Origin of the sequence: Kitasatospora sp. NPDC059462 (assembly GCF_042749955.1) — a bacterium.
Classification (GTDB): Bacteria; Actinomycetota; Actinomycetes; order Streptomycetales; family Streptomycetaceae; genus Kitasatospora.
In genome coordinates, this window is sequence record NZ_JBHYUU010000227.1 from 1 (window position 1) to 11,206 (window position 11,206).

Sequence of the window (11,206 nt, forward strand, 5' to 3'; positions counted from 1 at the left end):
TTTGTTTATACGCGACCGCCCCGGGGGTGGGGTGGGGCGGGGGGCCCGGCCGGTCGTGGCGTGCCCGGCCGGGCACCGCGCTCGTTGGACCGTCCGTACGCGTCCTTCGAGACCTCGGGAGCCCGCCGTGCGGACGTACCTCCTCCGGGCCGTCGCCCGGTTCGCCCGGCAGCTGGCGCTGACGTCGCCGCTGCCGTTCCCCGTCCTGCCCGGCACCCAGCCGGGGTTCCCGCCCCCGGGCATGCTGTCCGGGGTCCTGCCGGGCGCCCTACCGCCGCTGGACCCCCAGCGCGGGTAGCACCGTCTCGGCGACCCGGTGGGCCTCCTCCAGCAGCGGGTTGCCGGAGAGGATGAAGGTGTCCACGCCGAGCGACTCGAACTCCTGGAGCCGTTCGATCACCTGGGCCGTCGAGCCGACCACGGCGGTGCCGGGGCCGGGACGGAACAGGCTCATCCCGGGCCAGAGGTTGGGGTGCGTCTCCAGCTCCCGTGCCCGCGCGGGCACCTTGCCGCCGTGCTGGCGGAACTGCCGCTGCCAGCCGACCCCGTCCTCGCCGCGCACCCCGCCGAGCTGACGGGCGTAGGTGGCCTCGCTGGTGACGTCGAGCAGCCGGTCGGCGGCGGCCCAGGCCTCGTCCTCGGTGTCGCGGACGATCAGGTGCAGCCGCAGGCCGATCCGCAGGCTGCGGCCGTGCGCGGCGGCCCGCGCGCGGACCAGGTCCAGCTTCTCCTTCAGCTGCTGCGGCGGCTCGCCCCAGGTGAGGTAGACGTCGACGTGCTCGGCGGCCATCTCGATGCCGGCCGGTGAACTGCCGCCGAACCAGAGCGGGATGCCGCCCGGCTGGACCGGGGTGAGTTCGCGCAGGCTCGCCCCGGCGTTGCGCAGGTCGTAGAACTCGCCCTTGTGGTCGAAGACCTCACCGGCGGTGAGGCGCTTGACGATCGACCAGTACTCGGCGCTGAGCCGGTAGCGGTCGTCGTGCTCGACGTGCAGGCCGTACTCGCGCAGCTGTTCGGTGGAGCCGTTGACCACGTTGAAGCGCAGCCGTCCGCCGTGCAGGTGGTCGAAGCTGAGCGCCATCTTCGCCAGCAGGGTGGGCGAGACCAGCCCGGGGTGGACGGCCAGCAGCGGCTTGAAGGCCGGGGTGGTGGCGGCGGCCAGGGCGTTGCCGAGGTCCCACACGTCGTAGAGGTCGGTCGCCAGCAGCGCGCCGGTGTAGCCCAGGCGCTCGACGCTGCCGGCGAGTTGCTGGAGGTAGCGCAGGTCCACCGGGCGGCGGCCGGCCGGCTCCCACGGGTAGTGGCCCTCGCGCGGGATGATGTACCAGAGGACTTCGGAGGCCATCGGTCAGACCGCCTCGGAGCCGGTGCCGTGCGCGACGGCGTCGGGCGCGGCGGGGGCGGATGCGACGGGGGCGGGGGCGACGGCGGCGGCCACCGGGGCCTCCAGCGCGGGCAGGTGGGCGTCGGCGACGGTCACCGCCCGGTCGATGAAGCCGACCCGGTGGAAGATGTCGGCCGCCTCCTGCTGCTCGGCGACGAACGCGGCGGTCGCCGGCTCCAGCCGCCACGGCAGCCCGGCCAGCGCCGTGTGCCAGTCCTCGGCGCTGCCGCCGAGGTCCTCGGCGGCGATCGCGGCGGCCTCGGGCAGGTGCGCGGCCACCCAGGCGTCCGCGCGGCGCAGGGCGGCGGCGATCGCGGCGACCACCTCGGGGCGCTCGGCCGCGAAGCCCCGGCGGGTGAAGAACACCGAGCGGTCGGTGATCACGTCACCGGTGCGGACCAGCTCGCGGAACCCGCCGTCGCGACGGGCGGCGGCCAGCTCGGCGCCCTGGGCGATCCAGCCGGCGATCTCCCCCTCGCGCAGCCGCCGCGCCTGGTCCTCACCGGCGGCCGGGCGCACGGCGGTGACGTCGTCGGCGTAGGAGAGGCCCTCGGCGTGCAGGGCCTTGGCGAGCAGGTGGGTCTGCCAGGAGCCGATGGCGAGGACGACGGTGCCGCCCTTGAGGTCGGCGACGGTGCGCACCGGGCCGTCGGCGCGCACCAGCAGCGCGCCGTGGTCGGGGCGGGGCGCGGAGACCGCCGCGTAGACGAGGTCGTGCCCGGCGGCCTGGGCGGTGACCGGCGGGGTGGAGCCGGTGCCGCCGAAGTCGATGGTGCCGTCGGCGAGCAGCTCGCCGGTGCGGGTGCCGTCGCGGTAGTGGTGGAACGCGCCGCTCTCCCCGAGCGGGGCCAGCTCCTCGTCCAGGTAGGCGAGCCGGGAGAGGTAGTAGAGCGAGGGGTTGCTGGCGTGGACGCCGAGGGTGATGGTCAAGGGGATCAGCTCCTGTGGTGCGGGCGGGGGCGGGAAGGTCGGGGGTGGGTCAGTGGACGCCGAGGTCGGCGAGCAGGCGCCGGCGCAGCTCGGCGAAGGCCGGGTCGGCCGGGTCGCGCGGGCGCTCGACGGCGACGCGCTCGTCGCGCACCAGCGCGCCGTCGCGGAGCACGGCGACCCGGTCGGCGAGCCGCACGGCCTCGTCCACGTCGTGGGTGACCAGCAGGACGGCGGGCCGGTGGCGGCGGACGAGGTCGCCCACGAGGTCCTGCATGCGCAGCCGGGTCAGCGCGTCCAGCGCGGCGAACGGCTCGTCCAGCAGCAGCAGTTGCGGCTCGCGGACGAGCGCCCGGGCGAGCGCGGCGCGCTGCGCCTCGCCGCCGGAGAGGGTGGCCGGCCAGGCGTCGGCGTGCCGGTCGAGGCCGACCTCGGCGAGCGCCTTGAGCCCGGTCTCCCGGGTGGCGGCGCCGCGCGGCAGGCCGACGGTGACGTTGGCGAGCACCCGCTTGGAGGGGACCAGCCGGGGCTCCTGGAAGACCACCGTGCGCACCGGCGGCACCAGGACGGTGCCGGCGTCGGCCCGGTCCAGGGCGCCGAGGATGCGCAGCAGGGTGGTCTTCCCGGTGCCGCTGGCCCCGAGCAGGGCGACGAACTCGCCGCGGTCGATGTCGAGGTCGACGCCGTCGAGGACGGCCCGGGTGCCGAACACCCGGCGCAGGCCGCGCAGATGGACGGCGGGAGCCGCGGCGGGCGCGGTGTCGGCGGCGGGGGCGGTGGCGGTGCTCATCGGGTGGCTCCCTGGGTGGCCTGGCGCCAGGGCATCAGGAAGCGCTCCAGGAGGCGCACGATGCCGTCGGCGGTGAGTCCCAGCAGTCCGTACACCAGGATGCAGACGGCGAGGATGTCGGTGCGGGAGTAGTTCTGTGCCTGGGCCATCAGGTAGCCGATGCCCTCGGTGGAGTTGATCTCCTCGGCGGCGATCAGCGCGATCACGCTGAGCGTCATGGACAGCCGCAGTCCGGACAGCAGCGCCGGGAGCGCGCCGGGCAGGACCACGGTGCGCACGATCGCCCAGCGGCCGAGGCCGAAGCTGCGCATCGCCTCGATGAGCTTGCGGTCGGTGTTGCGCACGCCACCGGAGGTCGACACGTACATCGGGAAGCTGGTGGCGACGCCGATGAGGGCGACCTTGGCGGTCTCGGTGATGCCGAACCAGACCATGAACAGCGGGACGAGCGCGAGGAAGGGGACGGTGCGCAGCACCTGGACGGCGGAGTCCAGCAGCTCCTCGCCGAGGCGGAAGAAGCCGGTCACGACGCCGAGCACCAGCCCGGCGGAGGCGCCGATCAGCAGACCGAGGCCGGCCCGGGTGAGCGAGACGGTGAGGGCGTCGGCGAGCTGGCCGTTGCCCCACAGTTCGCCGACCGCCTCGGCCACCTGGGCGGGCGAGGCCAGCACGTCCTGGGTGAGGGCGCCGGTGGCGGAGGCGAGGGCCCAGCCGCCGAGCAGGGCGAGCGGGCCGAGGGTGCGCAGGACGAGGGCGAGCGCCCGGGGGCGCGGGGACCGCAGGCGGGTGCGGGGCTCGACCAGGCCGGCCGCGCGGGCGGCGGCGGTGCCGCGGTCGGCGTCCGGCGCGGCGGTGCCCGCTCCGGCGGTGCCCGCCTCGGTGGCGTCCGGTCCGGCCTTCGTACCGGCGGTGTCCGGTCCGGCAGGGTTCGGTCCGGCGGCCGCGGGGCCGCTCAACGGGTCGGTGGTGACGCTCACTTGGCACCCGACCCGAGCTTGTCGACGTCGATCAGGTAGGGCTTGACGTCGACCAGCTGCTTGGTGACCTTCTGGTCGGCGAAGAACGCGGCGACGGTGCCGAACCGGGTGATGTCGCCCTCGCCGATGGCGCCGGCCGCGGAGCCCTGCCGGGAGACCGCGATCGCGACGTCCTTCTCGGCGGGGGTGACGGCCGTCGGCCCGGAGTCGGTGAAGACGTTGAGGTAGGCGGCCGGGTCGGCCTTCTCCTTGAGCCCGTTCTCGCGCAGGTAGTCGTAGAAGGCCCTGACCACCTCGGGGTGCTTGTCGGCGAAGCCGTTGCGGACGGCCCAGACGGCGTAGTTGTCGGAGCCGACCTCCTTGCCGTTGACCAGGAAGTGGGAGGCGGAGTTGGCGATCGTCGGGGTGGAGAAGGTGTTCCAGGTGGCCCAGGCGTCGACCTGGCCGGAGTTGAAGACGCCCGAGGTCTGGTCGGCGCGCAGGTAGACCCGCTCGACCTTGTCCGCCGGGACGCCGTTCTTCTCCAGCGCCTTCAGCAGCAGGTACTCGCTGGTGCCGCCCTGGCTGACGGCGACCTTGCGGCCGACGAGGTCCTGCACGCTCCTGATCGGCGAGTCGTTCTTCACCAGGATGCCCTCGCCGACGCCGTCGGGGGCGGTCTGGGCGAAGAGCTTGAAGCCGGGCTTCTGGGCGAGCGCGGCGACGGCGGAGGTGATCGAGCCCTGGGCGACGTCGAGCTGGTCGGCGGAGAGCGCCTGGGCGGCGGGGGAGAACGGGCCGGCGCTGCCGGTCCAGGCCACCTTGGCGTGGACGGCGGCCAGCGCCCGGTCGAGCGAGCCGTCCTTCTTCCCGAGGGCGAGGAAGCCGTTGTTGCCGGGGTCGGGCACCCGGAGCACCACCTCGGCCTTGCCGCCGGCGGAGGAGTCCCCGGCGCCGTCGGCGGAGGAGCCGCAGGCGGCCAGGGCGGTGGTGGCGAGCAGTGCGGCGGCGGCGAGGGCGAGGCGGGAGGGGTTCACGGGGTCGACTCCTGAGAGGGGGCGAGGTCGGGTCGGGGGCGTCGGCGGGCGGCGTCGGCGGGGCGGGCGGGCCGCCGGGGGCTTCGGGGAGCGGCGGCCGTCAGCCGCCGTGCGTCCGCCCTTCGGCGCGGCGGGCGGCGAGCAGGGCGCGGGCGGCACGGAGCGGCTCGGGGTCGGCCCAGGAGGGGACGTCGACCGGGCCGGCCAGGAACCCGTGCCGTTCCAGGAACCGGTTCTGCTGCTCCAGGAGGGCCAGGCGCTCCTCGGAGAGGTCGAGGTGCAGGGTGCGGTGGCCGCCGCGGGCGTAGGCACCGGCGACGCCCTCCTCCCCTGCGCCCGTCTCGGCGCTCAGGATGCGGGCGACCTCCCCGGGCCGTTCGGCGGCCCAGTCGGCCGCCTCCAGCAGCACGGCGAGGAAGCGGGCGACCAGGTCCGGGCGCTCGTCCAGCAGTCGCTGGTGGACGGTGATCGGCCGGGGCGTGCCGTTGTTGACCCGGGCGCGGCGGTCCGGTGCCGCGTCCAGCTCGACGGCGACCTCCGCGCCGATCCGCCGGGCCGCCTCGACCGCGAGCGCGCCCTTCACGTAGACCGCGTCCACCACGCCGTCGCGCAGCGCGGCCAGTTCCGCCGCCCACTGGCCGCCGTCCGGCGCGGCCGGCATGTCCACCAGCTCGGCGTCGTCCAGGGTGAGGCCGGCGAGCGAGAGCGCTCCGTGCAGCCCGGCCAGCGCCATCGCCCGCCAGAAGTCGATCGCGATCCCATGTCGTGGGACGGCGAGCCTGCGGCCGCGCAGCTGCCCGGGACCGGTGATGCCGCTGCCGGCCCGGACCAGGACGACCTGCCGCTCCTCGATCCAGGTGAGCCCGATCAGCCTGGTCCGCTCGCCGCGCGAACGGGCCCACAGCGCCGGCACGTTGCCGCCCTCCCGGAACAGTCCGGTCAGCGCGTGGGTGTAGTGGTGGTCGGCGGCCACCTCCGGCGGCACGTCCTGGAGCGAGCGGACGGCGATGCCGTCGGCGGCGAACTCCCGGCCGAGCCAGCCCCGGTCGGCCGCGATGCCGGTCGCGGTGGGGACGGGGCAGCGGGTGAACCAGAGGGTGTCGGGCGCCTCGGGGGCGGGTGCGGTCGTCGCCGCGGCGGCGGCGGTGGTGGAGCGGTCGTGGCTGGGCACGGTGGGCTGGTCCTCTGCGGCAGGGTGCGCGCGGCTGCGGCGGGGCGCGGCGCGGCACGGGTCACCAGGCTTGGCGGGGCGGGGAGTTGCGTAGGGTGGTCGACGCGGACGGAAGCGGCGCGTCAGCGACAACAGGCGCAGGGGGCGGGGCACCGGCGGTACGTCACGGCGCTGCTCCTTCCTGCGGTCGGCGCGCGGTGGACGGGGTTCGTCCGGTGCGCTGTGCCGAGCGTTCCACGACGAGCGGCCGGTGGACAAGGGTTTGCCACATCATGGGATCGGTTGTTCATGAACGGCATCCTTTTGCAACGCCGTTGACACATTCCCGCAGCACGCGCTGCCATAGTCTGGGAGCAACTCCGGTGAATCGGCCGGAGCCGGGAACAGAACGAGAGGTGCCATGGCCGAGGCCGCCACCGCCGCCCAGGGACCGCCGGCCGGCGCCCAGGCCGTCCAGCGGGCCCTCGGGCTGCTGCACTGCTTCCACGACAACGGCCCCGACCTGAGCGCCTCGGACCTGGCCCGCCGGATGGCCCTGTCGGTCTCCACCGCGCACCGGCTGGCCCGCACCCTGGTCAGCGCCGGCTTCCTGGAGCAGGACGAGCAGACGGCCCGCTACCGGCTCGGCCCGGCCGTCGCCGAGCTGGGCCAACTCTCCTTCCACCAAAGGGGACTGCACCTGGCCGCACCCGAGCTCGACCTGCTGTCGCGGCGCACCGGCGCCGCCGCCGACCTGGCGATCCGCAGCGGCCCCCACGCGGTGATCCTGGTCGGCGCCTCGGTCCGCCCGGACACCGGGCTCGGGCTGCGCCGGCCGCTGCACTCCACCGCGCTCGGCAAGGTGCTGCTGGCCTGGCCGCGCCCCGGCGACGCGGGCGTCTCGACGCTGGGTCCGCTGCCGCCGTTCACCGACCGGACCATCACCGAACCGGGCCGGCTGGACGAGGAGTTGGCGAAGGTCCGGACGGCCGGCCACGCGCTCAACGACGGTGAGTCGGCGGCCGGGGTGCGCACCGTGGCGGTCCCGGTGCTGGACGGCGCCGGACAGGCCCGGTTCGCGCTCGCCGTCCGCTCGACGCCCGTCCACCTCACCGACGAGCGGCTGGACTGGTTCCTCGGCCATGCGCGGTCCTGCGCCGCCGCGCTCGCCGTCCTGCTGCTGCCGCCGGACCAGCGGATCTGACGGGGCGTCACTCATGCCGAAGGGGCCGGGCGTTCGGAGGAACGCCCGGCCCCGCCAGGGAAGGGATCAGGCGACCGGGGTGTACTTGTAGCCGACCCGGCGGACCGTCACGATGCTGTCCCGGTAGGCCACGCCGAGCTTGCGGCGCAGCCGGGCCACGTGCACGTCCACGGTGCGGCCGTCGCCGACGTGGCCGTAGCCCCAGACGGCGGAGACCAGGTGGTCGCGGGTGTGCACCCGCTGCGGGTGCTCGGTCAGGTGGGCGAGCAGCTCGAACTCCAGGTAGGTGAGGTCGAGCAGCCGCCCGTCCACGTAGGCGTTGCGGCGCTCGACGTCGACCGTGATGCCGCGGCCGGCGGGCCGCACCGGGCGCACGTGGCTCCCGGTGGCGGACGGCGCGGCGGCGGCGGGGACGGACAGCGGCGCGGCGGACGGGCCGGAGGCGAAGGGCGCCGAACCGAAGGGCGCGGGGGCCGGAGCCGAAGCCGGGGCCGGGGCCCCGATGGACGCGACCGGGAAGCCGGCCGGCGCGGCACCGCCCTCGGCCGGGACCAGCACCAGGTAGCCGACCATCGGCTGCCCCGCCGAGGCGCCGAACTGCGCCCCGTACTGGGCGAGCAGGGCCTGCGGCAGCGAGCCCTGCGGGAGCGCGGCGACCACCGCCGCGCCCTCGGGCAGCGCCGCGAGCAGCGCCTGCGGCGGGAGCGAGGGCACGACCGGGGCCGGGCCGGAAGCGGGCGCGGGCACGGTCGGGCCGGCCGTCGCGGGCGCGACGGGCCCGCCGTGGCGGCGGTCGGGGGTCGGGGAGACGGAGCGGACCGCGCGCAGGTGCGGGGTCGCGGAGGGGAGGGGAAGGGTGGCGGTGGAGGTGGAGGACATGATGCCGCTCATTTCGCGCGTGACGGACGGGGTGGAGTCGTCTGCGCGTCGACCGGGCGTACTGCCGAGGACTGACCCGAGGTCAGCGGAAGGAGTGCCGGGACGCGCTGGGCGACCCCGGACACGTCTGGTCGAACAGGTGCGGCTGCCGGGACGTCCAGAACGGCTCAAGGTCGGGGTACCGACCTCTTCTGCCGTCCACGGCGTGGTTCCCGCGCCCATCCGGCCAGGTGGACCCCGTCGCGCACCGCATCGCCCGTGCCGCCCCGGCCGTCCCCGCGGCGGCGCGGAGAGCGGCGCCGACGGTGACGGTGGTGGCGGTGGCCGGGTGGAGGGTGGTGCTGGCGAGGTTCACTGGTGCTCTCCGCGAAGCGGGCAGGGACGACGGCGGCGCGCCGGACGGCTGTCCGGAGCTGCCGGGTCGACGGTGCGAGGGGCCGTCGCCTTCAGCCGGACCCGCTGGGGTGGTCCGGAGGGGCCGAACCGGCCGGGAGGGTTCCCCGGGCGGCGGGCGGCGGCGACGGTGAGGTGGTCGGCGAAGGGTGGCGACGTCAGCGACAGCAGGCGCTGCAGATCAGCGCGTGGTCGATGTACCGCCGGACGGTCAGCGCCGGGGTGACCGGGGCGGGGAGGACCAGGGCGGCGGACACGGCCGCGGCACGTCGCTGCTCGGCGTTCACGGTGCGGCCCTCCCCCCTCTGGTCCCGGTGCGCCGGCACGTCCCTGTGGCGTGCCGCGGCGCGCGTGCCGGGCACCATGGGTGCGCGGCACGTTCGAGGCATCCCGGCGGCGGGCCGGGCGGCCTTCTTCCCAGAGCCTTCCACGCCGGGCCGGTCAAGGCAACCTGCCGCGCTGCGATCGTCCGGCATGTGAACACCGGAATGAGACGCTGACGCGGTGCCACCCGTCGCGGAGGGCGCCGGAGAAGCCGTGCCGCGGCCCCTCAGACCGCGGCCGGCGCGCTCCGGCGGCGGGCCGCCGCGTGCTCGACCAGCGCCACCAGCAGCTCCTTGCCGTCCTCGCGGAGACGGGCGTCGCAGAGCACCACCGGGATCCCCGGGTCCAGGTCGAGCGCGTCCCGGACCTCCTCGGGGGCGAAGACCTCGCTGCCCTCGAAGCAGTTCACGGCCACCAGGAACGGGATGCCGCGCTGCTCGAAGAAGTCCACCGAGGGGAAGCAGTCCGCCAGCCGGCGGGTGTCGGCGAGCACCACCGCGCCGAGCGCGCCCCGGGCCAGCTCGTCCCAGACGAACCAGAACCGGTCCTGGCCGGGCGTGCCGAACAGGTAGAGGGCGAGCCCGGGCCGCAGGTCGATCCGGCCGAAGTCCATCGCCACGGTGGTGGTGCGCTTGGCCTCCACGCCCGCGGTGTCGTCCACCGGGCGGCCCAGCTCGCTGAGCTCCTCCTCGGTGCGCAGCGGGCGGATCTCGCTGACCGAGCCGACCAGGGTGGTCTTCCCCGCGCCGAAGCCGCCGGCGACCAGGATCTTCACCGCGACCGCCGGGCCGCCCCGCCAGCGCGGGTCGTTGGCCCGGTCGCCGCCGGACGGCACCGGGGCGGACGGCGCCGGTGCGGACGGCACCGGGGCGGGCGCGGTCGCGGGGAGGTCAGAGCGCACGGAGTCCATTGATCACGTCTCGCAGCAGGCGCTCGTCCGGCAGCTCGGCGAGCGGAACGGGTCGGGTGACGCTGATCAGGTCGGCGTCGTAGAGGTCGCCGAGCAGGACGCGCACGACGCTGACCGGCAGGTCGGTGTAGGAGCCGAGCTCGGCCACGGAGATCGGCTCCCGGCGGCACCAGGCCAGGATGGTCTGGTGTTCCGGGTCGAGCACGTGCGCGGGCACGGCCCCCGTGGCCGGCGCGGGGTCCTTGGCGGTGATCAGCGAGATCAGGTCGAACAGGCCGTCCTCGACCGGCCGGGTGCGGCCGCGGGTCATCGAGAACAGCCGCACCACCGGGCCGGCTTCGTCGTCGAACCAGCGGTCGTCGACCGGGGTCCGCGGCTGGAACAGGTCGAGCCCGGGCTCGCCCCCGTCCGGGCCGTCCGGCTCCCGCCCGCCCGGCCCCGGGCCGTCCGCTCCCGGGACCGGCCCCGAGACCGGGGCCGGCTCCGGGTCCGGCGGCACCGGTGTCGGTTCCTCGTCCGCCATCGGACCGCTCATCTCCCGGGCGGGGCCACGTCGGCGCGCGGCTCGGCGGCCAGGTGCTCGCCGACCCGCTTGACCAGCAGGGCCATCTCGTAGGCGATCTGGCCGATGTCCGCCTCGGCCTCGCTCAGCACCGCCAGGCAACTGCCGTCACCGGCGGCGGTGATGAACAGGAAGGCCTCGTCCAGCTCGACCATGGTCTGGCGCACGCCACCGACCTTGAAGTGCCCGCCGGCGCCCTTCGCCAGGCTGTGGAAGCCCGCCGCGACGGCGGCCAGGTGCTCGGCGTCCTCGCGGTCGAGGTCGCGGGAGGCTCCGGTGGCCAGGCCGTCGCTGGAGAGGATCACCGCATGCCGCAGTGCGGCGACGCGTCCCACCAGGTCGTCCAGGAGCCAGTTGAGGTCTCCGGGCGACTGCGTCGTAGTGGTCATGAATCTGTTCCTTCCGCTGGTGCGGGTGGTGCGTGTCCTGCGTGTGGTGCGTGTCCTGCCGGTGGTGCGGGTCGAGCGGGTCGACCGGGTCGTGCCGGTGGTGCGGGTGGTGCGGTGCCTTCGGTCGGCCCGTCGGACAACGGACCGGCGGGTGCGCCCGGTTCCGCCGTGACGCGCGGAGCGCGGACGAGCCTGGTCGGCGGCGGTACGCGCGCGCGGCGGGCCAGCGGCGCCGGCTCGCCGCCGGACGGGCCGGGCAGCGCCGCCGGGGCGGGCAGCGCCGCCGGGGCGGGCGCCGGGC

The 11,206-nt window shown here is 75.8% G+C and carries 14 protein-coding genes; 2 read left to right on the forward strand and 12 right to left on the reverse strand.

The features are described 5' to 3' along the window. Nucleotides 1-127: 127 nt before the first annotated feature. The gene (locus ACFXAM_RS34325) at nucleotides 128-298 is read left to right on the forward strand and encodes a hypothetical protein (protein WP_380297293.1); all 171 of its coding nucleotides are present in this window, start codon (nucleotides 128-130) and stop codon (nucleotides 296-298) included. Here the strand turns inward: ACFXAM_RS34325 and ACFXAM_RS34330 are convergent. The 6 genes from ACFXAM_RS34330 to ACFXAM_RS34355 form a co-directional block, all read right to left on the reverse strand. Beyond that, the gene (locus tag ACFXAM_RS34330) at nucleotides 269-1,345 is read right to left on the reverse strand and encodes an LLM class flavin-dependent oxidoreductase (RefSeq protein ID WP_380297295.1); all 1,077 of its coding nucleotides are present in this window, start codon (nucleotides 1,343-1,345) and stop codon (nucleotides 269-271) included. The two genes, ACFXAM_RS34325 and ACFXAM_RS34330, sit on opposite strands and share 30 nt — an antisense overlap. 3 nt (nucleotides 1,346-1,348) lie before the next feature. Continuing rightward, the gene (locus ACFXAM_RS34335; RefSeq protein WP_380297297.1) at nucleotides 1,349-2,314 is read right to left on the reverse strand and encodes an ABC transporter substrate-binding protein; all 966 of its coding nucleotides are present in this window, start codon (nucleotides 2,312-2,314) and stop codon (nucleotides 1,349-1,351) included. A 49-nt stretch (nucleotides 2,315-2,363) separates the two neighbouring features. Further along, the gene (locus ACFXAM_RS34340) at nucleotides 2,364-3,101 is read right to left on the reverse strand and encodes an ABC transporter ATP-binding protein (protein ID WP_380297298.1); all 738 of its coding nucleotides are present in this window, start codon (nucleotides 3,099-3,101) and stop codon (nucleotides 2,364-2,366) included. Continuing rightward, nucleotides 3,098-3,904 (reverse strand): ABC transporter permease, encoded by an 807-nt coding sequence (locus ACFXAM_RS34345; protein ID WP_380297311.1) that lies wholly within the window; start codon nucleotides 3,902-3,904, stop codon nucleotides 3,098-3,100. Before ACFXAM_RS34345 ends, ACFXAM_RS34340 begins: the two co-directional genes overlap by 4 nt. Nucleotides 3,905-4,074: 170 nt before the next feature. Further along, nucleotides 4,075-5,094 carry an NrtA/SsuA/CpmA family ABC transporter substrate-binding protein gene (locus ACFXAM_RS34350; RefSeq protein WP_380297299.1) on the reverse strand — a complete coding sequence of 340 codons (1,020 nt, stop codon included), beginning with the start codon at nucleotides 5,092-5,094 and terminating at the stop codon, nucleotides 4,075-4,077. A gap of 100 nt (nucleotides 5,095-5,194) precedes the next feature. Then, nucleotides 5,195-6,265: an ABC transporter substrate-binding protein gene (locus ACFXAM_RS34355; protein WP_380297300.1), complete on the reverse strand. Its 1,071-nt coding sequence runs from the start codon at nucleotides 6,263-6,265 to the stop codon at nucleotides 5,195-5,197. A 400-nt stretch (nucleotides 6,266-6,665) separates the two neighbouring features. Here ACFXAM_RS34355 and ACFXAM_RS34360 point away from each other — a divergent pair, with 400 nt between their 5' ends. Next, complete coding sequence (locus ACFXAM_RS34360; RefSeq protein ID WP_380297301.1) at nucleotides 6,666-7,448, forward strand: IclR family transcriptional regulator; 783 nt, start codon at nucleotides 6,666-6,668, stop codon at nucleotides 7,446-7,448. Between the two features lie 66 nt (nucleotides 7,449-7,514). Here ACFXAM_RS34360 and ACFXAM_RS34365 read toward each other — a convergent pair whose 3' ends face one another. From ACFXAM_RS34365 to ACFXAM_RS34390, 6 genes are all read right to left on the reverse strand, one after another. Continuing rightward, nucleotides 7,515-8,327, reverse strand: a complete 813-nt coding sequence (locus ACFXAM_RS34365) for a winged helix-turn-helix domain-containing protein (RefSeq protein ID WP_380297303.1) — start codon at nucleotides 8,325-8,327, stop codon at nucleotides 7,515-7,517. An 82-nt stretch (nucleotides 8,328-8,409) separates the two neighbouring features. Then, nucleotides 8,410-8,682, reverse strand: a complete 273-nt coding sequence (locus tag ACFXAM_RS34370) for a hypothetical protein (protein ID WP_380297304.1) — start codon at nucleotides 8,680-8,682, stop codon at nucleotides 8,410-8,412. Between the two features lie 196 nt (nucleotides 8,683-8,878). Continuing rightward, on the reverse strand, nucleotides 8,879-9,007 hold the full coding sequence (locus ACFXAM_RS34375) for a hypothetical protein (RefSeq protein WP_380297305.1): 129 nt from the start codon (nucleotides 9,005-9,007) through the stop codon (nucleotides 8,879-8,881). Between the two features lie 263 nt (nucleotides 9,008-9,270). Beyond that, nucleotides 9,271-9,954: an ATP/GTP-binding protein gene (locus tag ACFXAM_RS34380; protein ID WP_380297306.1), complete on the reverse strand. Its 684-nt coding sequence runs from the start codon at nucleotides 9,952-9,954 to the stop codon at nucleotides 9,271-9,273. After that, nucleotides 9,935-10,477: a DUF742 domain-containing protein gene (locus tag ACFXAM_RS34385; RefSeq protein ID WP_380297308.1), complete on the reverse strand. Its 543-nt coding sequence runs from the start codon at nucleotides 10,475-10,477 to the stop codon at nucleotides 9,935-9,937. Before ACFXAM_RS34385 ends, ACFXAM_RS34380 begins: the two co-directional genes overlap by 20 nt. An 8-nt stretch (nucleotides 10,478-10,485) precedes the next feature. Continuing rightward, the gene (locus ACFXAM_RS34390) at nucleotides 10,486-10,905 is read right to left on the reverse strand and encodes a roadblock/LC7 domain-containing protein (RefSeq protein WP_380297310.1); all 420 of its coding nucleotides are present in this window, start codon (nucleotides 10,903-10,905) and stop codon (nucleotides 10,486-10,488) included. Nucleotides 10,906-11,206 lie beyond the last annotated feature (301 nt).